The sequence below is a fragment of the Novosphingobium sp. BL-S-21 genome (assembly GCF_055521655.1).
Genome location: NZ_CM145496.1, coordinates 1,217,897 through 1,240,996, shown reverse-complemented (window position 1 = coordinate 1,240,996; position 23,100 = coordinate 1,217,897). Strand labels below are relative to the sequence as shown.

The 23,100-nt window shown below is 66.2% G+C and carries 23 protein-coding genes and 1 tRNA gene; 14 read left to right on the top strand and 10 right to left on the bottom strand.

The window, feature by feature from the left end; genetic code table 11:
- Positions 1–2: 2 nt before the first annotated feature.
- Both ACZ1J6_RS14230 and purB read right to left on the bottom strand, forming a co-directional pair.
- Positions 3–362: a lipopolysaccharide assembly protein LapA domain-containing protein gene (locus ACZ1J6_RS14230; RefSeq protein WP_465128149.1), complete on the bottom strand. Its 360-nt coding sequence runs from the start codon at positions 360–362 to the stop codon at positions 3–5.
- A gap of 91 nt (positions 363–453) precedes the next feature.
- Positions 454–1,767, bottom strand: coding sequence for an adenylosuccinate lyase (purB, locus tag ACZ1J6_RS14225; RefSeq protein WP_134095376.1), 1,314 nt, complete (start codon positions 1,765–1,767; stop codon positions 454–456).
- A 369-nt stretch (positions 1,768–2,136) separates the two neighbouring features.
- Between purB and ACZ1J6_RS14220 the strand changes: the two genes are divergently transcribed.
- Complete coding sequence (locus ACZ1J6_RS14220; RefSeq protein WP_465128148.1) at positions 2,137–3,222, top strand: alpha/beta fold hydrolase; 1,086 nt, start codon at positions 2,137–2,139, stop codon at positions 3,220–3,222.
- A gap of 21 nt (positions 3,223–3,243) precedes the next feature.
- Here the strand turns inward: ACZ1J6_RS14220 and ACZ1J6_RS14215 are convergent, their stop codons facing one another.
- The 3 genes from ACZ1J6_RS14215 to radC form a co-directional block, all read right to left on the bottom strand.
- Positions 3,244–4,356 (bottom strand): endonuclease/exonuclease/phosphatase family protein, encoded by a 1,113-nt coding sequence (locus ACZ1J6_RS14215; protein ID WP_465128147.1) that lies wholly within the window; start codon positions 4,354–4,356, stop codon positions 3,244–3,246.
- Between the two features lie 150 nt (positions 4,357–4,506).
- Entirely contained in the window at positions 4,507–5,259 is a 753-nt protein-coding gene (locus ACZ1J6_RS14210) for an NRDE family protein (RefSeq protein ID WP_465128146.1), read from the bottom strand.
- A gap of 1 nt (position 5,260) precedes the next feature.
- Positions 5,261–6,022, bottom strand: a complete 762-nt coding sequence (radC, locus tag ACZ1J6_RS14205; RefSeq protein ID WP_442047366.1) for a RadC family protein — start codon at positions 6,020–6,022, stop codon at positions 5,261–5,263.
- 44 nt (positions 6,023–6,066) lie between these two features.
- Here radC and ACZ1J6_RS14200 point away from each other — a divergent pair, with 44 nt between their 5' ends.
- From ACZ1J6_RS14200 to purT, 10 genes are all read left to right on the top strand, one after another.
- The gene (locus ACZ1J6_RS14200; RefSeq protein WP_465128145.1) at positions 6,067–9,297 is read left to right on the top strand and encodes an intermembrane phospholipid transport protein YdbH family protein; all 3,231 of its coding nucleotides are present in this window, start codon (positions 6,067–6,069) and stop codon (positions 9,295–9,297) included.
- Positions 9,298–9,347: 50 nt separating this feature from the next.
- Entirely contained in the window at positions 9,348–9,581 is a 234-nt protein-coding gene (locus ACZ1J6_RS14195; protein ID WP_465128144.1) for a YnbE family lipoprotein, read from the top strand.
- Positions 9,581–9,976 carry a YdbL family probable chaperone protein gene (locus ACZ1J6_RS14190; protein ID WP_431566726.1) on the top strand — a complete coding sequence of 132 codons (396 nt, stop codon included), beginning with the start codon at positions 9,581–9,583 and terminating at the stop codon, positions 9,974–9,976. Before ACZ1J6_RS14195 ends, ACZ1J6_RS14190 begins: the two co-directional genes overlap by 1 nt.
- A gap of 409 nt (positions 9,977–10,385) precedes the next feature.
- On the top strand, positions 10,386–10,706 hold the full coding sequence (locus tag ACZ1J6_RS14185) for an AtpZ/AtpI family protein (protein ID WP_134095383.1): 321 nt from the start codon (positions 10,386–10,388) through the stop codon (positions 10,704–10,706).
- An 80-nt stretch (positions 10,707–10,786) separates the two neighbouring features.
- The gene (locus tag ACZ1J6_RS14180; protein ID WP_465128246.1) at positions 10,787–11,545 is read left to right on the top strand and encodes a F0F1 ATP synthase subunit A; all 759 of its coding nucleotides are present in this window, start codon (positions 10,787–10,789) and stop codon (positions 11,543–11,545) included.
- A gap of 40 nt (positions 11,546–11,585) precedes the next feature.
- On the top strand, positions 11,586–11,810 hold the full coding sequence (locus tag ACZ1J6_RS14175) for a F0F1 ATP synthase subunit C (protein WP_007013775.1): 225 nt from the start codon (positions 11,586–11,588) through the stop codon (positions 11,808–11,810).
- A gap of 98 nt (positions 11,811–11,908) precedes the next feature.
- Positions 11,909–12,403, top strand: coding sequence for a F0F1 ATP synthase subunit B family protein (locus tag ACZ1J6_RS14170; protein ID WP_132263664.1), 495 nt, complete (start codon positions 11,909–11,911; stop codon positions 12,401–12,403).
- Positions 12,396–12,992, top strand: a complete 597-nt coding sequence (locus ACZ1J6_RS14165) for a F0F1 ATP synthase subunit B family protein (RefSeq protein ID WP_431566727.1) — start codon at positions 12,396–12,398, stop codon at positions 12,990–12,992. Before ACZ1J6_RS14170 ends, ACZ1J6_RS14165 begins: the two co-directional genes overlap by 8 nt.
- A gap of 282 nt (positions 12,993–13,274) precedes the next feature.
- The gene (mgtE, locus tag ACZ1J6_RS14160) at positions 13,275–14,633 is read left to right on the top strand and encodes a magnesium transporter (protein ID WP_465128143.1); all 1,359 of its coding nucleotides are present in this window, start codon (positions 13,275–13,277) and stop codon (positions 14,631–14,633) included.
- A 31-nt stretch (positions 14,634–14,664) separates the two neighbouring features.
- Positions 14,665–15,831, top strand: coding sequence for a formate-dependent phosphoribosylglycinamide formyltransferase (gene purT / locus ACZ1J6_RS14155; protein ID WP_465128142.1), 1,167 nt, complete (start codon positions 14,665–14,667; stop codon positions 15,829–15,831).
- A 44-nt stretch (positions 15,832–15,875) separates the two neighbouring features.
- Here the strand turns inward: purT and gloB are convergent, their stop codons facing one another.
- Positions 15,876–16,646, bottom strand: coding sequence for a hydroxyacylglutathione hydrolase (gloB, locus tag ACZ1J6_RS14150; RefSeq protein ID WP_465128141.1), 771 nt, complete (start codon positions 16,644–16,646; stop codon positions 15,876–15,878).
- Positions 16,647–16,810: 164 nt separating this feature from the next.
- Positions 16,811–18,523 (bottom strand): 30S ribosomal protein S1, encoded by a 1,713-nt coding sequence (gene rpsA / locus ACZ1J6_RS14145; protein ID WP_132263657.1) that lies wholly within the window; start codon positions 18,521–18,523, stop codon positions 16,811–16,813.
- A gap of 362 nt (positions 18,524–18,885) precedes the next feature.
- Between rpsA and ACZ1J6_RS14140 the strand changes: the two genes are divergently transcribed.
- Positions 18,886–19,677, top strand: coding sequence for an aspartyl/asparaginyl beta-hydroxylase domain-containing protein (locus ACZ1J6_RS14140; protein WP_465128140.1), 792 nt, complete (start codon positions 18,886–18,888; stop codon positions 19,675–19,677).
- A 27-nt stretch (positions 19,678–19,704) separates the two neighbouring features.
- Here the strand turns inward: ACZ1J6_RS14140 and ACZ1J6_RS14135 are convergent, their stop codons facing one another.
- From ACZ1J6_RS14135 to aroA, 3 genes are all read right to left on the bottom strand, one after another.
- A complete protein-coding gene (locus ACZ1J6_RS14135) occupies positions 19,705–20,340 on the bottom strand; it encodes a (d)CMP kinase (protein ID WP_465128139.1) in 636 nt (211 codons plus the stop codon).
- A 73-nt stretch (positions 20,341–20,413) separates the two neighbouring features.
- Entirely contained in the window at positions 20,414–20,707 is a 294-nt protein-coding gene (locus ACZ1J6_RS14130; RefSeq protein ID WP_132263652.1) for a CBU_0592 family membrane protein, read from the bottom strand.
- A gap of 66 nt (positions 20,708–20,773) precedes the next feature.
- Positions 20,774–22,096 (bottom strand): 3-phosphoshikimate 1-carboxyvinyltransferase, encoded by a 1,323-nt coding sequence (gene aroA, locus ACZ1J6_RS14125; RefSeq protein WP_465128245.1) that lies wholly within the window; start codon positions 22,094–22,096, stop codon positions 20,774–20,776.
- Positions 22,097–22,300: 204 nt separating this feature from the next.
- On the opposite strand from aroA, the gene ACZ1J6_RS14120 reads away from it, so the two are divergent.
- Positions 22,301–22,621, top strand: a complete 321-nt coding sequence (locus ACZ1J6_RS14120; RefSeq protein WP_132263650.1) for a TIGR02300 family protein — start codon at positions 22,301–22,303, stop codon at positions 22,619–22,621.
- A 375-nt stretch (positions 22,622–22,996) separates the two neighbouring features.
- A tRNA-Ala gene (locus ACZ1J6_RS14115) sits at positions 22,997–23,072 on the top strand.
- Positions 23,073–23,100: the final 28 nt, after the last annotated feature.

Here is a 23,100-nt window from a genome sequence, read left to right as displayed (position 1 = left end):
TCTCAGAGTTCCGGAGAGGATTTGGAAGGTGAGGTGGGCTCGGGCGTGAAAAGATGCGCGCCCTGCGCCGATTCCGGGACGGCCGGGACCGTGGAAGGCACGCTGTTGGCCCGAAGGGAGTTTTCGAGGCTGGCGATGCGGCGCTGGAGGCGCCAGCGCACGGCGCGCAGGTACAGCCAGACGGGGGCCATCCCCAGCACGAAGAAGACGAGTGCGACAACGCCGACCGGCCATTCGAAATGGAAGTAGTTGGCATCGTCAAGCGGCCAGAAGTTCACCGGCACCCTGGTCCAGTTCATGGCGATGAAAGCGACCAGGATCGCGGTGATCGCGATCCACAGCACCGTGCGGACTATGTTCATGTTCCCTCCGGCAATTCGTGCACCAAGACCTTTCGCAATCGCGCTGGATGCTAAGCGCGATTGCGAGGCATGGGAAGTGTCGGCTGGAAGCTTAGTTCCCGAAAACGCGCGCGAAGATCGTGTCTACGTGCTTGAAGTGATAGTCGAGGTTGAACTTGTCCTCGATCACTTCGACCGGAAGCGCGGCGGTGACTTCGTCATCGGCCTTGAGCAGTTCGAGCAGCGAGAGCTGGCCGTCCGATTCCCACACCTTCATCGCGTTGCGCTGCACCAGGCGGTACGACTGGTCGCGGCTGAGGCCGGCCTGGGTGAGGGCGAGAAGCACGCGCTGCGAGTGGACGAGGCCGCCCATGCGGTCGAGGTTCTTCTGCATGCGCTCGGGATAGACGAGCAGCTTGTCGATCACGCCGGTGAGGCGCGCCAGTGCGAAGTCGAGGGTGATCGTCGCGTCGGGGCCGATGAAGCGCTCGACCGACGAGTGCGAGATGTCGCGCTCGTGCCAGAGCGCCACGTTTTCCATGGCCGGAACCACGGCCGAACGCACGACGCGGGACAGGCCGGTGAGGTTCTCGGTCAGCACCGGGTTGCGCTTGTGCGGCATGGCCGAGGAGCCCTTCTGGCCGGGCGAGAAGTATTCCTCGGCTTCCAGAACTTCGGTGCGCTGAAGGTGGCGCACTTCGATGGAAAGGCGTTCGATCGAGCTGGCGATCACGCCGAGCACCGCGAAGAACATGGCGTGGCGGTCGCGCGGGATGACCTGGGTGGAAACCGGCTCGACAGCGAGGCCCAGCTTGTCGGCAACATAGTCCTCGACGGCGGGATCGACATTGGCGAACGTACCGACGGCGCCCGAGATCGCGCAAGTGGCGACTTCCTCGCGGGCGGCGATCAGGCGCGTCTTGCAGCGCGCGAATTCGGCATAGGCTTCGGCCATCTTGAGGCCGAACGTCACTGGCTCGGCATGGATGCCGTGGCTGCGGCCGATGGTGGGGGTATACTTGTGCTCTTCGGCGCGGCGCTTGATCGCGGCGAGCAGGGCGTCGAGGTCCGCCAGCAGGATGTCGGCAGCCTTGACCAGCTGCACGTTCAGCGTGGTGTCGAGCACGTCGGAGCTGGTCATGCCCTGGTGCATGAAGCGGGCTTCAGGGCCAACCTGCTGGGCAACCCAGTCGAGGAAGGCGATGACGTCATGCTTGGTCACGGCCTCGATGGCGTCGATGGCGGCAACGTCGATCACGGGATTGGTGGCCCACCAGTCCCACAGCGCCTTGCCGGCGCTTTCCGGCACGGTGCCCATCTCGCCCATTTTCACGGCGGCGTGGGCCTCGATCTCGAACCAGATGCGATAGCGGGCTTCGGGTTCCCAGATCGCGGTCATTGCGGGGCGGGCGTAACGGGGGACCATGTTCGACTCCTTGAGTGACCTGACTCGACCCGGCGCTGACCCGGCCTCATGGCGGTGCCGCTACGGCGGGCTTGCGACAAAGGCAAGGGTGCGCGGCCGGGAAAGGCCGAAAGAATCCGCCGGGCCGGACGGCGAAGCTGGCGGAATTCGGGGCGTTGCGGGAACCAGGGAGGCAATACTGCGCCCGGTACCGCCGCTTGCACGAATCGAAAGCCGGCAAGGCGAAGCGGCATCCCGCAGACGATAAGTTTGGCGGCGGAGCGATTGTAGAACCACGGTTTTCCGATTTCTCAGGAGCCATCCGATCCGTCAGGCGCTATGGTCGCATCGGTTTCATGCGGCACCCTGTCGATCACGAAAGGACCAGCGATGCCTCGCGCGCTCTCGACGATTCTTGCCGCGGCCTGTTTCTTCGGCGCAGGCATCGGCGCGAGCCATGCCCAGGACGCCGCCGACCCGAAAGCTGTCCCCTCGGCGCTGGCCGCGCCGGTCCTGAGCACTCAGGACATCAAGCTGGAGGAATTCGGCGCCAATCTCGAACGCTTTCCCTATCCCTGGAAAGTCGAGACCATGGAGCTGAATCTGGGCGCCGAAGAAGCCGCGATGGCCTATATGGACGTGCAGCCCGACAAGGCCAATGGCCACGCCGTGGTCCTCCTGCACGGCAAGAATTTCTGCGGCGCGACCTGGGAAGACACCGCGCGAACGCTGCTGGCGGCGGGATACCGGGTGCTGATCCCCGACCAGCTCGGTTTCTGCAAGTCCTCCAAGCCGGCCTCCGCGCAATACAGTTTCGCGATGATGGCGAACACCACGCACCGGCTCATGGAGAAAGTGGGCCTTGAAAAGGCCATCGTGCTGGGGCACTCGACCGGCGGCATGCTGGGGATGCGCTTTGCCCTGATGTACCCGCAAGCGGTGGAGCGACTGGTGCTGGTCAATCCGCTGGGGCTGGTCGACCGCATGGCGGAAGGCGTGCCTTACGCGCCGCTGGACAAGCTCTTGGCCAGCGAGCGCGCCAAGGGCTATGCCGAAATGCGCCAGTATCAGCTCGACACTTATTACCATGGCGACTGGAACCCGCGCTACGATCGCTGGGTGAAGATGCTGGCGGGGCAATATGCCACGCCGGACCAGGATGCGGCGGAACTGGCGCAGGCCAAGACTTCCGAGATGATCCTGACCCAGCCGGTGAGCCACGAGTTCGGCCGTCTCGGCGTTCCCGTGACGCTGATGATCGGCATGCGCGACACGACGGTCTTCGGCAAGGGTCAGGCCCCGGCCGAGATCAAGGCCAAGCTGAAACCCATCCCGCAGATCGCGGCACAAGCGGCGGCGGCCATGCCTTCGGCGCGGATCGTCGAATTCCCCGACTACGGGCATTCTCCGCAAGTGGAAGCGCCGGACGTGTTCGGGGCCAGGCTGCTGGAGATCCTGTCTTCGCCGGCACCCTGAAGAAGAGCTGGCGCGAAGGTCCTATCGGGGATTTGGAGCCAGCGCGCCGGGGATCGTCCGGCAGCCCGGCGCGCGGGTCTCGGAAGCCTTCCAGCGCAGTTCGTAAGTGACCAGGAAGCCGTCATGGTCGGACAGCTGCGGGCTGTCCGGACGCCCGTCGAACAGGGCCTGCACCCGGATGGGGCGGATCTCCACGCCTTGTCCGTTCCAGTAGAACTGCAGGTCCTGCGTATCCATCCAGGGTTCGTCCCCGTCCCACGACATCTGCACGTCGCAGCCCGAGCCAGGGTGCGAGCAGGTGCGGTGCACGAGGTTCAGCGACTGATAGCGCGAGAAATTCTCCCAGCGCGGCTCGGAGTGGCGCATGTTGAAGTCGCCGCCGAAGATCACCGGCGTCGCATCGTCATGGGTGCGGTCGATGAATTCCGAGGCTTCCAGGGCCTGCCTGTCGTGCGCGGCCAGGTTGCGGGCAGCGGGCGCGCCGGAAGCGCCGCGCGAGTTCATGTGCGTGTCGTAGACGTCGATCAGGGTGGGCACGCCCGGCACGTCGATCCTTGCGAGCGCGATGCCCTTGTTCGACAGGCAGTCGAACCCGGCGCAGGACTTGCGGCCATAGGCCCGGCGCTCGGTATCGACGATCGCGTAGCGCGAGGCGATGGCAAGGCCGCTGCCGAAGACGTGGATGCCGATCTCGCCGCGCTTGAGGCTGGAATTGCCGGGCAGTCGTTCCTTGGTGGAACCGCGTGCGCGGGTGGTCCGGCGCGGGCCGGAATCGAGCGCGGGATAGCCGGCAGAGGCCACTGCGCGCTTGGCGGCGTCGCTGAACATCTCCTGGAACAGCACCACGTCGGGCGCGGTGCCGGCGGCGCGCATCCTGGCCAGATGCCTGCCGATCTCCTCAAGCGAGGGCTTGCGCCCGCTGCGCGCGGGCCAGGACAGCCCTTCGATATTGAAAGTGAGCACCGAGAGCGTGGTGGTGGCGCTCCGTCCATCGGCGGACAGGGCGACGCGGGGCTGCTGCGTGGCCGTGCAAGCCACTTGCGCCACGGGGGGTGCCATCGTGTTGCAGCCGCTCGCCAGCAGCGCCGCGCAGAAGGGCAGGGCGCGCAGCAGAACCGAACCTTGAAGCGTCATGCGGTTGGATAATCCCTGTCGCAATCGATCGCCGAACCGCCGGAGACCGGCCCAACTTATGCAAAAGGCGCCGGTAAGTCCATGATGCGGCGAAGATCGGCAGGCCCGGCGCGCGCGAAGAGCGGGCGCGGGATTGCCCGGGGCCCTTGCCTAGTTCGGGCCTTGCGAGAGCACCGGCGACCAGTCGAAATCGATACGGACTTCGCCCGAGGCCGAACCGTCCGGGTGGAAGCTGCGCTCCACGATCATGCCGGCGCCGGTGCGGCTCACGGCGATGACCGTGGAGCAGCGGGTGCCGTAGAGCGGATCGCGGATGAAGACCGGGGCGAAGCGCGGCTCGGGGCCGTTTTCGGCATGGCTGGGGACCATGCCCGGGGTCTCCGCCTGCAAGGCGCCGAGCAGGGGGGACGGATCGGCGTGCCCTTCTGCCAGCCATGCGGAAACCGCCTGCGCCACTTGCAGCGTCTTGGGCCAGGGCCGGTCGAAGCCGCCATTGGACAGACCATGGATGCCGGGGGCGAGAGGCCGCGATTCGCGATGCGGATAGTTGGTCAGGAACCGGGCATTGGTGCCGTTCACTTCGACGAGATTGAACGGGTTCATCGTCTCGACGGGTTCCGGCTCGCGGCCTTCCAGCAGGTCGGTGACGAGCTTGCCGCGCGAAGGACGGCCCGGAACCGAGCCTTCCGGCACTCGGTAATTGGTGACGAGCACCATGCGCGCCGATGGCGTCACGCCCAGCCATGTCCCGCCGCCCAGCAAGTCGGCACCGGCCAGGATTCCGCTGCCGTCCTGCCAGGGCGAAAGCGGCGCCGAGGGGCGTGCATGGAATTCGTCGCGATTGCCGGCGACCACGAGCGGCCAGTCCGGGTGGGCCTGCCAGGCGACGGCGGCAACGCACATTTCAGATTAGGCCCTTGGCGCGCAGGCTGACATGGCCTTCGCGGCCGATGATGACATGATCGTGCACCGAGACCCCCAGCAGCCTTCCGGCTTCGGCGATGCGGTTGGTGACTTCGATGTCCGCGCGACTGGGCTGGGGGGAACCCGAGGGATGATTATGGACGAGGATGAGGGCGGTGGCGCCGATGTCCAGCGCGCGGCGAATCACTTCGCGCGGGTGAATCGCCGCTTCGTCGATCGAGCCGTCGCCCACCAGGTCGTCGAGGATCAGCATGTTCTTGGCATTGAGATAAAGCACGCGAACGCGTTCCAGCGTCAGGTGCGCCATGTCGATCGTCAGATAGTCGATCAGCGCCTGCCACGAGCCGATAACCGGCTTCTCGCGCACTGTCTGCCGCGCGAGGCGGGTGGCCGCCACGGTCACCACGCGCAGCGCGGCTACGCTGGCCTCGCCCATGCCCGGATGGCCGCCCAACGTGCGCGGATCGGCCTGAAGCACGGCCGCGAGCGAGCCGAAGCGATGGATCAGGCTGCGGGCCAGAGGCTTCATGTCGCGGCGGGGAACGGCCTGCATCAGCAGGAGTTCTATCACCTCGTGATCGCCCAAAGCTTCCGCCCCGCCTTCGACCAACCGCTTCCTCAGCCTTGCGCGGTGACCGCTGGGGTCGTTCCCGGCATCGGGGCCGACCGCCGCGACGACGGACGCGGAATCGCGGCCCGCCGGGGCTACAGGTTCATCGAAGAGACGGTCTTGCTCGGGCATAACGCGTACAGACAATTGCCTTTCCCGGAAGGCAAGCGCAAGTGATGGACCGGATGTCGCAGCAGCAGGACCAACCTACCGTACCGGCGGATTTGCCGCAGCCGGCCCGTCGCCTCGGGCGGCGCGTGGCGGCGCTGGGCATGCTGGCCGTGGTGGGGGCAGGACTTGCGGGCGCCTGGGCCTGGCGCAAGGACATCGCGGACGACATCATTGCCGACCATCTGCACAAGCTCGGCCTGCCGGCCACTTACCGGATTGTTCGCATCGGCCCTTCGGAGCAGGTGATTCGCAATCTCGTGATCGGCGATCCGAAGCATCCGGACCTCACGATCGAGGAACTGCGCGTCGCCACCCGGCTGACCTGGGGCTGGCCGGGCATCGGCCGGATCACCGTCGTTCGCCCGCGTCTGTTCGGGGCACTCCATCAGGGCAAGCTGAGCCTGGGCGCGCTCGACAAGGCGCTGGCAAGCGGCGGCGGTGACAAGGACCACCCTTTGCCCGACCTCGACGTGGCCGTGGTGGACGGGCGCGCGCTGATCGAAAGCGATTATGGCCGCCTGGCCGCGAAATTGACCGGCGCGGGCGGACTGCGCGGCGGTTTCGGCGGCGAATTGGCGGTGGTGTCCCCCCGCCTCGCGGTCGAGGGCTGCGAGACCGGGCGCGCGACGCTTTACGGCAAGCTGTCCATCTCCGGCGAGCGTCCGCGCTTCAAGGGGCCGCTGCGAACCGGCGGCGTGACCTGCCGCGCGCGCGACTTGCAACTCGCCGCCAGCGGGATGCAGCTCGACGTCGTGCTCGACCGGCGGCTGGACGGTGGGGAGGGCCGCCTCGGCCTTGAAGGGGGCGCCCTGCGGATGGCGGGAAATCGCCTCGCCGCGCTCACCGGATCGGGCCGCTTCACGTATCGGGGCGAGGCGCTCAACGCGAATTTCAAGGCCGCCGCGCGCGATGTCGCCACTGCGCAGGCCCGGATCGGGGAGCTGGGCTTCGATGGCCGGATGCGTTCCAGCCACGGCCTCGCCCGCTTCGATCTGGAGGGCGACATTGGCGGCAAGCGGCTGGCGATCGGCGAATCGGTCGATTCGCTGCTCGCCAAGGCAGTCCAGTCCGGGGAGGGCACGCTGGCCGCGCCGCTGGCCCGGCAATTCCGCACCGCCCTGGCACGCGAAACCCGCGCCAGCACGCTCTCCGCCAATCTGGTGCTGCGCCGCGGGCAGGACGGCCTGACCCTGGTGGTGCCGCGCGGCAACCTGCACGGCACCAGCGGCGCCTCGCTGCTGACGCTCTCGCGCGTGCAGGCGCAGTTCGGCGCCGAGACCGACAGCGGCCGCCGCCCGGTCGTGACCGGCAATTTCGCGAGCGGCGGGCAGGGCCTGCCGCAGATCTCCGGGCGCATGGAAAGCGATGCGCGCGGACGCCTCGCGCTGCAGGTGGCCATGCCCGAATATGCCGCCGGCGATTCGCGCCTGGCCGTGCCGCACCTCGCGCTCACCCAATCGCCCGACGGCGCCATGCGCTTTGCCGGCGAGGCGCGGCTCTCCGGTGCTTTGCCGGGCGGCGCCGCGAAAGGTCTCGTCCTGCCGATCGACGGGCGCTGGGGCGCCGACGGCGCGCTGGCGGTCTGGAACGCCTGCACGAAAATCGGTTTCGACAGCCTCGCCTTTGCGAACCTGACGCTGGAGCGGCGCAGCCTGCAAGTCTGCCCCGCGCCCGGCGGCGCGATCCTGCGCAGCCGGGGCAGCGGACTCGACATTGCGCTGGGCGTCCCGAATCTCGACGTGTCGGGCCGGCTCGGCCAGACGCCGATCCGGATCGCCAGCGGGCCGCTGGGCTATGCGCAGCTGGCGGGTCGGCCCGGCGCGCTGACCGCGAAGGCCATCGATGTCGCTCTCGGTCCTGCAGATGCGCCGTCGCGTTTCAAGCTCGCCCGCCTCGATGCGCAAGTGGGCAAGGATATCGGCGGCACTTTCGACGAAGCGGACATCGGGCTAGCGGCCGTCCCGCTCGATCTGCGGCAGACCGCGGGCAACTGGCGCTATGCCGGGGGTATCCTCACGATCGACCAGGCACGCTTCACTCTGGTGGACCGCCAGGCGGTGCCGCGCTTCCAGCCGCTGATCGCCCGTGACGGCAGCCTGAGGCTGGAAAACAATGTCATCACCGCGCAGGCCGTCATGCGTGAGCCCAGCAGCGACCACGAGGTGGTTCGCACCGACATTGTCCACGACCTCGGCAAGACCAGCGGCCATGCCGATCTGAGCGTGGCTGGCATCACTTTCGACAAGGACCTTCAGACCGAAGCGCTCTCTCCGCTGCTGCTCGGCATCGTTTCGGACTTGCGCGGTTCGCTCCATGGCAAGGGTCGGATCGACTGGAATGAGCGCGGCGTCACCAGCACCGGCCGGTTCTCCTCGGACGGCCTGGACTTCGCCGCCGCCTTCGGCCCGGTGAAGGGCCTCAGCGGCGACGTGGTTTTCACCGACCTGCTCGGTTTCGTCACTGCGCCGGACCAGCAGCTCAGGATCGCCTCGGTCAACCCGGGCATCGAAGTCAATGACGGCGTCGTCGGCTTCCAGATGGAGCCGGGCTATCTGCTGCGGATCAACGGCGCGAAGTGGCCTTTCATGTCGGGCACGCTCACGCTCGATCCGGCGACGATGCGAATCGGTGCCTCCGAGACGCGGCACTACAAGCTCAACGTCCGCGGCCTCGACGCCGCGACGTTCGTGCAGCATCTCGAACTGACGAATATCAACGCCAGCGGCGTCTTCGACGGCGAAGTGCCGATCGTCTTCGACGAGCAGGGCGGCCGCATCGTCGACGGCTACCTGGCCTCGCGGGATCCGGGCGGCAATGTCAGCTATCTCGGCGCGCTGACCTACAAGGACCTGTCGGCCATGGGCAACTTCGCCTTCGGCGCGCTCAAGTCGGTCGACTACAAGCACATGGAGATCGGTCTGAACGGCTCGATCTCGGGTGACATCCTGACGCGCATCGCTTTCGACGGGCTCAGCCAGGGCTCGTCCGCAGACAAGAATTTCCTCACGCGGCAGGTGGCGAAGCTGCCGATCCGGTTCATCGTCAAGATCAAGGCGCCGTTCTTCAGCCTCTTCGGCTCGATGCGCTCGCTCTACGATCCGACTTACCTGACCGATCCACGCACCCTGGGGATCCCCAACCAGCTTCCGGCGCAGGGCCGGCTTTCGAACGACCCGAACTCGATTCGTCCCGCGCCAGCCACCATTCAGCCTCCAGTCAGCGAGAATAATCCATGAAGGCCCTGGAATTGACCGGAAGCACTCCGGCTGCGACAAGCCCGGCGATGATGAGTCCGGTACGATATTTCGCGCAGCAGCTTGCTTCCCGGTCCGGCCGGCGCGCCGCATGCGCCGTGATGATGATGACGGGCCTGGGATCGGCCCTTGCCGGCTGCGTCAACGTGACGGCGCCCGACAAGCCGATCGTGATAGAGCTTAACATCAACATCAGGCAGGAAGTGATCTATCGTCTCTCCCAGGATGCGGAGAACACGATCAAGGAAAACGAAGGCGTATTCTGATGAGCAAGACCGTTTTCAGCAGACCCGTCGGCCTGATCGGCGCAATGGCCCTGGCTCTTGGCGGCGGCAGCATGGCGCTGGCACAGGAAGGTCGCGATCCCGCATATGCGGCGGCGCGCTCTGCGGGCCAGGTCGGTGAGCAGAAGGACGGCTATCTGGGCGTCATTGGCGGCCAGTCCGCCGCGGTCCAGGCGATGGTACGCGACCTGAACAACAAGCGCCGCGCCATCTACACGGAAAAGGCGGCGGGCAAGAGCACCATCGAGGAATATGCCTTCGCCACCGCGTGCCGTCTGATCTCGCAGACCCAGCCTGGCGAGAAGTACCAGGCGCCCGACGGATCGTGGAAAACCCGCGGCGCCGGAGCGCCCGAGCGCGACGCCCGCTGCCCGTGATCGGCGGCGCCTGCGCGGCCTCCGAATGGCGCCAGGCGAAAGCGAGCATGGCCGAAGGCCCAAAGGCAGAACCCGACGGGGCGGTTGGACATCCAGCCGCCCTTTTTCGTGTGTCTCTTTCACGACGGCGCTGCGACGCTGAACCGACAAACCGCCGCGCCGCTTGACCGGAGCGGGACGCGGCTGTGGTTTTTGCGAGGAATTTCTTCGGTATCGTCCTTGCGGTATTGCCGGCCCAGCCCCATTTTCCAGCCCTGTTCGGCACTTGGGCATACGGGTATCCGTGTGAACAACTGTTGCCGTGCGCGTCCTGCCATGGTTGACTCGGGAATAGCCCCACCCTAAGGGGTCGGCGCCCTCGGCGGGCAGCCGTTGAACGCGTCATCCTTTCCTGGAGGAGGAACCTGACATGAACGACGAGCCGTCCGCACGGGAACCTGTTGGCGAAGATGCGCGCCTCGATACGCTGGACGATCGGCTGAAAGCCCTTCGTGAGCGCGAGGTGAAGCGTCAAAAGCCGGTCGCGGGTGCGGAAACGGACGATGCCTATCGTGCCGGAAACCGCGTCCTGGCCGACTTGCTCGGCGGGGTTGCCGGTGGTCTGTTCCTTGGTTGGGTGATCGATCACTTCGCCGGAACATCGCCCTGGGGTCTGATGGTGATGATGTTCGCAGGAATATTCGTCGCCTTCAGGAATATTATCAGGAATTCGAACCGGCGCCCGGATTGACCCAAGGGGGGTGAGTAAGGGCGCTGTCGTTCATTGGCGACAGGGATATTCGCGTGGCAGCCGAAGCGAAGGTCGATCCGATGCACCAGTTCAGCATCCAGCCGTTGTTCGGCTCGGAAGGCTGGAGCATCGCCGGTTACAACATCGCCTTCACCAACAGCACGCTGTGGATGGCGATCGCCGCCGTGACGCTGGCGTTCTTCGTCGCTGGCGGCATGAAGCGCCAGCTCGTCCCCGGCCGCTGGCAGATGGCAGTCGAAAGCTTCACCGGCTTCATCGACGGCATGCTGGCTGCCAACGTCGGCCCCGGCGGCAAGAAGTACGTTCCGTACATCTTCTCGCTCTTCATGTTCATTCTTTTCGCGAACTTCCTCGGCCTGCTGCCGCTGGGCGTGATCGGCCTCCATGCCTTCACGTTCACCAGCCACTTCTCGGCCACGGGCGTTCTCGCGGTGCTTTCCTTCGCAATCGTCCTGATCGTCGGTTTCGCGAAGCACAAGCTGCACTTCTTCTCGCTGTTCGTGCCGCACGGCACCCCGGTCATCATGATCCCGCTGATCTTCTGCGTGGAATTGATCTCCTTCCTGGTGCGTCCGTTCAGCCTCGGCCTGCGTCTCTTCGTTGCGATGATGGCCGGCCACGTCCTTCTTGAGGTTCTTTCGAGCTTCGTCATCAGCTCGGGCAATGCCGGCATCGGCCTCTTCGCCATCGCCGGGCTGCCCAGCTTCATCCTGATGGTCGGCATCTGCGCTCTCGAGCTGCTCGTCGCCGGCATCCAGGCCTACGTTTTCGCTCTTCTCACTTGCGTCTATCTGAACGACGCAGAGAACCTTCACTGATTTTCAGTCTCACTCGAGTTTTCCAAAGGGAGTTTTTGAAATGGACGCAGAAGCTGCAAAGCTGCTTGGTGCCGGTCTCGCTGCTATCGGTTGCGGCCTCGCCTCGATCGGCGTGGGTAGCGTTTTCGCCAAGTTCCTCGAAGGCGCACTGCGCAATCCGGGTGCCGCGGACGCCCAGCAGGGCCGCCTCTTCATCGGCTTCGCCGGCGCCGAACTTCTCGGCCTGCTGTCGTTCGTCGTTGCCGCGCTGCTGATCTTCGCCTGATCGCGCGCACTGATCCCCTCCGGCTGCCCGAACCCTTTGGTACGGCGGCCGGAGAGGACGCAAGAATTCTACCGGCCACTTCGAGACAGGGCTGACCCATGCCTCAGATCGCACAGCTAGCCGCGACCTATTCCAGCCAGATCTTCTGGATGCTGATCTTCTTCGGCTTCACGTTCTTCGTCGTCGGACGGGGAATGGTTCCCAAGGTCATGGATACGGTTGCGCAGCGCGACAAGCAGATTGCCGACGACCTCGCCGCCGCCGAACGCGCTCGCGCTCAGGCCGATGCGGAGGAGGAAGCCTGGCGCACGCGTGAGAACGCCAACCGCGCCGAGGCGCAGACCCTTATCGCGGAAGCCCGCGCCAAGGCCGCTGCCGTCACGACGGAGCGTCTCGCGACCGCACAGGTTGCAATCGACGCCACGCTCGCCGAAGCCGAAACCCGCATTTCCCAGGCGCGCCGTTCGGCCGCCGCGGAGATCGAGGACGTCGCCGCCGACGCCACGCGCGAGATCGTCAGCCGCATCGCCGGCCTGACTCTCGACGACGGTGCGGTCCGTTCCGCCGTGAAGGAGAACCTGGTCCATGGCTGACAACACGCAGCTGTCCACCACGGACACCGTGGTCGCTGAAGGCACCTCGCACGAGGGCGCCGAGATGGCCGGCACCCAACAGGCAGGCGTCGAGCATCATGCCGAACCGCTGCTGCTGGGCGTCGCCCCGCCGGTCGCGGTCGTCAGCGCCTCGATGCTGGTGCTCCTGGCGATCATGGTCTGGAAGGGCCTGCCCAAGATGATTTCGGGCGGTCTCGACGGCAAGATCGCCGAGATCAAGGCGCAGCTCGAAGAGGCCAAGACCCTTCGCGCCGAGGCGGAAGCCCTGCGCAAGGAATATGCCGACAAGATCGCCGGTGCCGAAAAGGACGCCGCGGCTCTGCTCGAGCATGCCCGTCATGAGGCGGAAACGATCGTCGCCAAGGCCCAGGCCGACACGACGGACGTGATCGCCCGCCGCGAAAAGATGGCGCAGGACAAGATCGGCGCCGTCGAACGGGCGGCCGTTACCGAACTGCGCCAGCAGGCTGCTGCTGCTGCGGCGGCTGCCGCCAGCGGGCTGATCCGCGCCAACCACTCGGTCGATGCCGACAAGGCCCTGGTCGACCAGGCGATCGCCGGTATCTGATACCGCCGGTTCGCTATCGAACAAAAAAAGCCTCCGCGCGCTGCGCGGGGGCTTTTTTGTGTCCCGATTGCGGTCACGCTGGGGGCGGCATAGCGCCGATCGGCAGTTGACGCCCTGCGCATTTGGGATCAGAGCGACGACCGCGCAGCCAGTGTTGCTGCGGTGTTTCAGGAAGCGAGGACATGTCAAGCGACAGTTCCAGTAGGACCGCACGCCCGGAGGTCGTCCGCTAGTTCTCGCTGGCCGTCGTCCGCCCGGGTCGTGCGGACGAAAGGTGTGATGATGGTGAACGACCTCCTCGCCGGCGTGACTGCCGGTGCCCGTCCCGCCAAGCGCGGGCTCTATATTGCCGATATCGTCGAGATGCTTCAGGCGCTGCCGCCCGAGGCGGCCGCCGCCAAGCTTGGCCGCATGGCCGACGTGCGCGCCGTGGCGACGCTCGACCGCCCCGAATTCACCGGCGCTGCCGAAGCTCTGGCCTTGCTGCCGCTGCCGCGTGCGGTTCATCTGGTGGCGCAAATGGCCGAGGACCGCGCGGCGGACGTCCTGGCCGAGATGGATGAGGGCGTGGCCGCGCAGATCCTGGCGGCACTGGCCCCGGAAGTGCGCTCGTCGCTGCGCAGCCTCCTGGCATGGCCCGAGGACAGCGCAGGCGGCATGATGACGACGGAGTTCGTCGCGGCGCGGGCTTCGGCCAGCGTGGCCGATGTGCTCGATCTCATCCGCACGGTCGAACGCAGCCGAGAGACCGTCTACTCGGTGTTCCTCATGGACGAGGCCGGCCGCCTCGAAGCCACGATCTCGCTGCGCCGCCTGATCGCCGCGGCGCCCGATTCGCCCGCGATCGACCTTGCCCGGGACCGTAAACCGGTCACCGTCACGCCCGACACCGACCGCGAGGTCGTGGCCGATCTGATCCGCCGCCATGACCTGCTGGCGCTGCCGGTGGTCGACGATGCCGAACGACCTCTGGGCATCGTCACCGTGGACGACGTGCTTGACGCACTCGTCGCCGAACATACCGAGGATGTGCAGAAGTTCGGCGGGGTCGAGGCGCTGGACCGCGCCTATCTGGAGACCGGGTTCTTCGAGATGATCCGCAAGCGGGCAGGGTGGCTCAGTGTGCTGTTCCTTTCGGAAATGCTCACGGCCAGCGCGATGCAGCATTTCGAGGACGAGCTGGCGCGCGCAGTCGTGCTCACGCTGTTCATTCCGCTCATCATGAGCTCGGGCGGTAACAGCGGCAGCCAGGCGACGTCGCTCATCATCCGGGCGCTCGCCATGGGGCAGGTCCGCCTGCGCGACTGGTGGCGGGTCGCCTTGCGCGAACTCCCTGCAGGGTTGGTGCTGGGTGCGATCCTCGGCGCGGTCGGCTTCGCCCGGATCGCGGCCTGGCAGGCGCTCGGTTTCTACGATTACGGCAGCCACTGGATGCTGATCGCCACGACCGTTTCGGCGGGGCTCGTGGGGATCGTCACGTTCGGCTCCCTGGCCGGGTCGATGCTGCCGTTCCTGTTGCAAAGGCTCGGTTTCGATCCGGCCAGCGCCTCCGCACCGTTCGTCGCGACCCTGGTCGATGTCACGGGGCTGGTGATCTATTTCACCATCGCTCTTGCGATTCTCTCCGGGACGCTGCTCTAGGGCGCAAAGCCAAACGAAAGGACCGGCCGCCATGCCATTCACCGCGAAGATCCTGCTGCTCGGTTCGGGCGAATTGGGGCGCGAATTCGTGATCTCCGCCAAGCGGCTCGGCTGCGAGGTCGTGGCCTGCGACGCTTACGAGGGCGCGCCGGCGATGCAGGTGGCCGATGCTTTCGAAGTCTTCTCGATGCTTGACGGGGGGCGGCTGCGCGCCGCCATCGAGAAGCACCGGCCGGACTTCATCGTGCCCGAAGTCGAGGCCATCCGCACCGAAGTGCTGGCCGAAGTCGAGGCGGAAGGCTTCTGCGTGGTGCCATCGGCGCGGGCGACGCAGATGACCATGAACCGCGACCGAATCCGCGAAGTGGCCGCCACCGAGCTCGGATTGCGCACCTCGCGCTATCGCTATGCCGAGAACCTGGGCGAAGTCTTGTCCGGCGCCGAGCACACTGGGCTGCCTTGCGTGATCAAGCCGGTCATGTCCTCTTCGGGCAAGGGCCAGAGCACCGTGCGCGATGCGGCCGATCTGGAGAAGGCCTGGGACTATGCCGTCGCCAATATGCGCGGCGACCGGGCCCGGGTGATCGTCGAGGAGTTCGTCGATTTCGATTATGAAATCACGCTGCTGACCGTGCGCAGCCGCGAGGGCGTGTCGTTCTGCCCGCCGATCGGCCACCGGCAGGAACGCGGCGACTATCAGGAATCCTGGCAGCCGACGCCCATGGCGCCCGCGGCGATCGCCGCGGCACAGGACATGGCGCGCAAGGTCGTGGACGATCTTGGCGGCTACGGCATCTTCGGGGTGGAGTTCTTCGTGAAAGGCGAAGACGTGATCTTCTCCGAACTCTCGCCGCGCCCGCACGACACGGGCATGGTCACGCTGATCTCGCAGAACCTTTCGGAGTTCGATCTGCACGCACGGGCCATCCTGGGTCTTCCGGTCCCCGAAGTCACCCTTCGCGGCCCGAGTGCCTCGGCCGTGATCCTGGCCGACCGCGAGGCCGAGGTTTTCGCCTACGAGGGGCTGGCGGATGTCCTGGCGGCGCCTGGCGGCGAAGTGGACCTGCGGGTCTTCGCCAAGCCCACGACGCGGCCCTATCGCCGCATGGGTGTTGCCCTGGCGCTGGCAGGCGACACCGATGAAGCGCGGCGGATCGCTGCGGAAGCCGCCGCGAAACTGCGGATCGTCTACGAATAGCACTATGCGGGGCAGGGGAAATCCCTGCCTCCGCGAAACAGCCGCTAGAAGGTGTTCTTGGCCTCGCGCAGAGCGGCAAAGGTCGCCACGGCATCTCCGGCCTCGCCCTCCGGCGCCCAGCGCGCCTGGATAGCGGGGTCGTCCGCGCGCAGGAACGGGTTCGTCAGCAGCTCGCGGCCGAGCTTGGTGGGGACCGTCGGCAGGCCCGCTGCGCGCGCGCGCGCGATGTCTTCGGCATAAGCGGCCAACTCGGCATTGTCCGGATCGGCATGGAGCGCGAAGCGGGCATTCGCCGCGGTATATTCGTGGGCACAGTAGAGCATCGTGTCCACCGGCAGCGCCTTGATGCGCTGGAGGCTCGCCCAGAACTGCGCGGGCTGACCTTCGAACATGCGCCCGCAGCCCAGCGCAAAGACGGAATCGCCGACGAAAGCGATCTGCGCCTCGGGTAGGTAGTAGGCGCAATGGCCCATGGTATGGCCGCCTACGTCGATGACATGGGCCTTCCAGTTGCCCAGCATGACGACCTCTCCCTGAGACACGGTCCGGTCGACGCCTTCGATCTTCCCGGCATCGTCCAGCGGAGCGGTGATGGTGCAATTGGTGCAGGCCTTCATCGCCGCATTGCCGCCGGCGTGGTCGGGATGCCAGTGCGTGTTCCAGATCTGCGTGATCTGCCAGCCCTTGTGCCCGGCCTGGCGGAGGTACTCATCGGCATCGGGCGTATCGATGCAGGCGGTTTCCCCGCTGACGGGATCGTGCAGCAGATAGCCGTAATTGTCGCTGAGGCAGGGGAACTGGTGAACTTCGAGCATCGGGCGTCTCCTTGCCGGGCGATGTAAGCCTTCGAAGCGGTGCGCGAAAGAGCCTGGAAGCAAAGGGCGCGCGCGATGGCGACCGCCGGAAAAGCAAAAGCCCGCCCGGATTGCTCCGGACGGGCCTTTGATGGTTCACCTTGCGGTGAAGCCCGGAAGCGTTCTTACGAACGGTTCTTGAGGGCTTCGCCGAGGATGTCGCCGAGCGAAGCGCCCGAGTCCGACGAACCGTACTGTTCCACGGCTTCCTTCTCTTCGGCCAGCTGGCGGGCCTTGACCGAGAAGTTCGGCTTCTTCGAACGATCGAAACCGGTGACCATGGCGTCGAGCTTCTGGCCGACCTGGAAGCGGTCGGGGCGCTGCTCGTCGCGGTCGCGGCCGAGGTCCGAACGCTTGATGAAGCCGGTGGCGCCATCGTCGCCAGCCTGGACTTCCAGGCCGCCGTCGCGAACTTCGAGAACGGTGACGGTGACGACTTCGCTACGACGCAGCGAGCTGCCGCCGGTTGCGGCAACGCCGCCAGCGGCCGGAGCGCCACGCTCAAGCTGCTTCATGCCGAGGCTGATGCGTTCCTTCTCGACGTCGACGTCGAGAACAACGGCCGAAACCTGCTCGCCCTTGCGGTGCAGAGCCAGCGCGTCTTCGCCCGAGATGCCCCAGGCGATGTCCGACATGTGGACCATGCCGTCGACGTCGCCGTCGAGACCGATGAACAGGCCGAATTCAGTGGCGTTCTTGACTTCGCCTTCAACCTGCGAACCGACAGGGTGCTTCTCAGCGAAGGCTTCCCAGGGGTTCTGCTGAGCCTGCTTGAGGCCGAGCGAGATGCGGCGCTTGTCCGAATCGACTTCGAGAACGACCACTTCGACTTCCTGCGAGGTCGAGACGATCTTGCCGGGGTGGACGTTCTTCTTGGTCCAGGACATTTCCGAAACGTGGACAAGGCCCTCGATGCCGGCTTCCAGTTCCACGAAGGCACCGTATTCGGTGATGTTCGTGACGGTGCCGGTGAGCTTCGCGCCCACGGGGTACTTGACGGCTGCGCCTTCCCACGGATCGCTTTCCAGCTGCTTCATGCCGAGGCTGATGCGCTGGGTGTCCTGGTTGATGCGGATGATCTGCACCTTCACGGTGTCGCCGATGGCGATCACTTCGCTCGGGTGGTTGACGCGCTTGTAGCTCATGTCGGTGACATGGAGCAGGCCGTCGATGCCGCCGAGGTCAACGAACGCACCGTAGTCGGTGATGTTCTTGACGACGCCTTCGATGACCTGGCCTTCGCTCAGCTTGTCGATCAGCTCGCTGCGCTGTTCGGCGCGCGTTTCTTCGAGGACGGCACGGCGCGACACGACGATATTGCCGCGGCGACGGTCCATCTTCAGGATCTGGAAGGGCTGCGGCACGTCCATCAGCGGGGTGACGTCGCGCACGGGGCGGATGTCGACCTGCGAGCCGGGGAGGAAGGCAACGGCGCCGTCGAGGTCGACGGTGAAGCCGCCCTTGACGCGGCCGAAGATCACGCCTTCGACGCGCTTGCCTTCACCGAATTCGTTTTCGAGCTTGTCCCACGCGGCTTCGCGGCGGGCGCGGTCGCGCGACAGCATCGCTTCGCCGTCGGCGTTCTCGACGCGGTCGACGTAGACTTCGACTTCGTCGCCGACCTTCAGGCCATGCTCGCCTTCACCGCGCGCGAATTCGCGCAGCGGCACGCGGCCTTCGCTCTTGAGGCCCACGTCGATGACGGCCTTGTCGTTTTCGATGGCGGTGATGGTGCCCTTGACCACGCGGCCTTCAAAGCCGTCGTCGGCGACGCCGCCGAGCTGGTCGTCGAGCATTTTCGCGAAATCGTCGCGAGTCGGATTGGCAGAACTAGCCATTAAAGGTCTTTCCTGTTCACGTATTTCCGGCCAGGCGGTTGAATCCGCCGGTCTTTCCTCCGCGCGTCCGCACCATGCGGGCGGCGGGCCAAAAGGGCCGTACTGCCACGGGGGCCGGATGCCTTCCGCAGCGTCCTTTCAGCGCAAGGGCTTTCCAGACCGGCGGCCCCTACGCGCCGGGGCGCCAAAATGCAAGGAAAATGCCGGCCTGCCCGGTTCGCCGACGGATCGCGGCGGTCCGTCGGAACCGGGCAGGGCGGCCGTCTTGTGGCCGCCTCGGAAAAGCGCCATTGTCCCGCCCTGTCCTGATCTTCGGCCTGAGATATGGGAGGAGCGCGGGACACTTCGTTCGAGGAGCCTTCATGGCCGAGCACGCTACGTCACCGATCCCAGACAGACTCGATGCAACGATGGCCCCCAGCAAGGCGCTGGTCCCGAAGCCGAACTGGATCCTGCGTTTCGGGAAATGGATGCAGCCCAGGACGAACCGCTGGATTGCCCGCAGTTCGCGCGTACCGGACGTGCCGGTTCACGATCCGGCGAATTTCCGCTGGACCCGCCTGCTGGAAGACAACTGGGAGGCCATCCGCGAGGAAGCCGCGGCCGTGCTCCAGGACCTGGAGGAAGTTCCGCCACTGGCGACGATTTCACCCGACCATCGGCGCATCGCTCCGGCCGGGCGCTGGCGGTCTTACTTCCTGGTCGGCTATCGCTACCGGGACGAGCCCAATTGCCGGGCCTGTCCGCGCACGGCCGAGTTGATTTCGCGCATACCCGGCCTGAACTCGGCATTCTTTTCCGTGCTCGTTCCAGGCACGCACCTGCCGGCCCACACCGGCGTCTCCAAGGCGTTCCTGACCTGCCACCTCGGCATCCAGGTGCCGCGCGAATCCGGGGAGTGCCGGATGCGCGTGGTCGACGATTGGCTGGAGTGGAAGGAAGGCAAGTGTCTGGTTTTCGACGATGTCTTCAACCACGAAGTGAGGAACGACAGCGAAGAGACGCGCATCGTCCTGCTCGTGCAGTTCAAGCGCCCGGTCGGTCCCGTGGGGTGGGTCGTGGGCAACCTGTTCCTGGAAGGCGTGCGGCGTTCGCGCTTCGTGCAGGACGCCCGGGCCGGGGTCGAGCGCTGGCGCAACCGCGCGCGGGACTAAAAGGCCGCCTTCCAGAGGGCCGCGATGTCAAAGAGCCGGCGATCGGCGCGCGCGCGCTTCGACCGCGGCGATGGCCGCGGCGATTGCTGCGTCGCGGCCGAGATCGGACGTATCGAGCAGCACGGCGTCGTCTGCCGCCACCAGCGGGGCGTCCTTGCGGCCGCGGTCGCGGGCGTCGCGGGCGGACAAGTCGGCGGCGATCTCATCCAATGAGACGTCGCGGCCCTGCGCCTCCATTTCGAGATGGCGGCGCTGGGCGCGGGCTTCCACCGAAGCGGTCACGAAGAGCTTGGCCTCCGCCTCGGGCGCGATCACCGTGCCGATGTCTCGCCCGTCGAGCACGGCACCGCCGGCCTGCGTGGCGAAGCTGCGCTGGCGTTCGAACAGGGCCTGCCGCACCGCGGGGTGGGTCGAGACGCGGCTTGCAAGGCCGCCGCTCGCTTCCGAACGGAGTTCCGGGTCGCTCAGGAATGCGTCCGGAAAGGCACATGCGGCAAGGGCGGCCACCGGATCGTCGGGATTGCCGCCGTCGAGGAAGCACTGGCGGCCGACGGCGCGGTAAAGCAGTCCGGTATCGAGGTGGGGCAGGCCGTAATGCTCTGCGAGGGCCTTGGCGATAGTGCCTTTGCCCGATGCGGTGGGTCCGTCGACGGCGATGATCATCGCGGGCTCTTGGAGGCTTGGCGCGGCCAAGGCAAGGGGCTGGTCGAGCCGGCGCCGTAGGTTTGAGCGAAGGTCAAGGCAGGCGGGCTTCGTCGGATGGCCGGTCCGCGCTGCGCCTTGACCGCAGGGCTTTCAGCAGGCCCCAGCCGGCGATGATCGCCCAGAGCCCCTCCATCGCGATGGAGGGGAGGTTGACGTTCACCATCAGTGAAATGAGCAGGAGCACGGCCCCGACGAAGTTCAGTCCGTGCTGAAGGTAGCGGTTCGGATTGTTCTCGTACGTCACATAGGCATAGGCGATCACGCAGCACACGGTGCCCACGAAGCCGAGGATGTTGCTGAGCCACTGCGGCAGGTCGAGGATCATGCACACTCCTGTCAGGCGGGGCGCCCGCGTGGAAGGACGCGGCGCCGCCAGCCTGCAAGAATGCCCTTATCCGGCCAGCGTGGCCAGCAGGTCCTCGAAATTGGGGAAGCTGGTGGCGATCGGGCGCGTGTCGTCCACTTCCACGCCGCCGCTGCTGACGAGGCCGGCAATCGCCATCGACATGGCAATGCGGTGGTCGAGGTGAGTGACGACTTGCGCGTCGCCGGCCGTGCCGGGCAGGGGCTTGCCGCCGGTGCCGGTGATGACGAGGCCGTCCTCGCGTTCCTCGATCCGGGCGCCCGCCAGCGTCAGGGCGACGGCCATGGCGGTGAGGCGATCCGATTCCTTCACGCGCAGTTCGTCGAGACCGCTGGTGACGGTGACGCCCTCGGCAAGCGAGGCCGCCACGAAGAGAACGGGGAATTCATCGATCATGGCAGGCGCGATGGCGGGATCGACTTCGATGCCCTTGAGCTGCGAATGCTTGACCAGAAGGTCCGCCACCGGCTCTCCGCCGACTTCGCGCGCGTTCAGGAATTCGATCTGGCCGCCCATCTGGCGCAGCACTTCGACAAGGCCCGCGCGCGTCGGGTTGAGGCCGACGTTCTCGATCACGACTTCGCTGCCCGGCGTGACGAGGGCGGCGACGATGAAGAAAGCGGCGGAGGAGGGGTCACCCGGTACGTCGATCACTTGCGGCTTCAGTTCCGCCTCGCCCTTGATGGTGATGACGCGGGTGCCGTCCGCCTCCACCGTGACCTCAAGGTCGGCGCCGAAGCCCTTGAGCATGCGCTCGGAGTGATCGCGCGTCGGCACCGGCTCGATCACGGTGGTGGTGCCGGGTGTGTTGAGGCCGGCGAGCAGGATCGCGCTCTTCACTTGTGCAGAGGCGACGGGCAGGCGGTAAGTGATCGGCACGGCCGGCGAGGCGCCGCGCACGATCAGCGGGAGGCGGCCTCCTTCGCTGGCTTCGAAACTCGCGCCCATTTCGGAGAGCGGATCGATCACGCGGCCCATCGGGCGCTTGGAGAGCGAGCCGTCGCCCGTGAAGCTGACAGTGATGGGGTGGCTGGCGACCAGGCCCATGAGCAGGCGGGTCGAGGTGCCGGAGTTGCCCATGTCGAGCGGGCCTTCGGGCTGGAGCAGGGCGCCCACGCCCACGCCGCTCACCCGCCATTCGCCGTCTCCCACGCGTTCCACCGTGGCGCCCATGGCGCGCATGGCGGCGGCGGTGGCCAGCACATCCTCGCCTTCCAGCAGGCACGTCACGCGCGTTTCGCCCACCGCCAGCGCCCCCAGCATGATCGAGCGGTGGCTGATCGACTTGTCACCCGGCACGCGGATATTGCCCTTGAGCGGTCCTGCGGGCAGGAAACGGCGGGGGCGCATGGGGGTGGTGTCGTCGTGGCTCACGGGCGTGCTTCTCTCGATACTGGAGGGGCGCAAAATCGCCGGGCTTTTGACAGCGGGTGCGGCCTATGGCAAGGCGCGCGCCCTGATGGTGCCGGGACGCTTGATTTTGCGCGCCGGCCCTCCCATCAAGATACGAAATTCACGCCCGTTCCTTTCGAGCGGGCAATATGAGGACATTTCATGGCAAAGCCTGAGTGGGGCGCCAAGCACGGCTGCCCGAAATGCGGCACCCGCTTCTACGACCTGGGCAAGGACGACCCGGTCACCTGCATCGAGTGCGGCCATTCGTGGCACCCGGAGCCGGTGCTGAAGTCCAAGCAGCCGATTCCCTATGAGGAAATCCAGAAGAAGGAAGTGGTCGAGACCGAAGATTCGGATCTGGCCGAAGAAGATCTGGATATCGACGACGACGGCGATTCGCCGGACAACGACGTCGACCTCGGCGGTGACGACGATCTCGGCATCGGTGCCGGCGACGACGACGGCGACCGCGACGAGTAAGTCTCGGATCGAGTTCAAGGAAAAGGGCGCGGCGCTTCGGCGGCCGCGCCCTTTCTCGTTTTGGTCCGCCAGATTCGATTCCATCCTTCGTCATTGCGAGCATAGCGAAGCAATCCACGGGCACCTTACACCGCTCTGGGTTGCTGCGCCGGCTTCACCTTCTCGCAATGACGAAGGGCAAAGGCCGCGAAACGAAGGACACTGCAGAGGGGCGGGGTGCTCTTTCGCGCCGCTTTCCGGAAAATGACAGGCCTGTGAAAATTTCCTCTTGCCAGTCCGGTGAACCCAATCTAGAGGGCGGCCTCCCAAGCGGAGGCGCAAGTCGCCGTGACGGAAATGGATCGGACCTCCCAGGATCGATCCGATGAAATGATTGGGGCCTTAGCTCAGCTGGGAGAGCGCCTGCATGGCATGCAGGAGGTCAGCGGTTCGATCCCGCTAGGCTCCACCATTTCAACATTGCAGTTTCGCGGGAACGC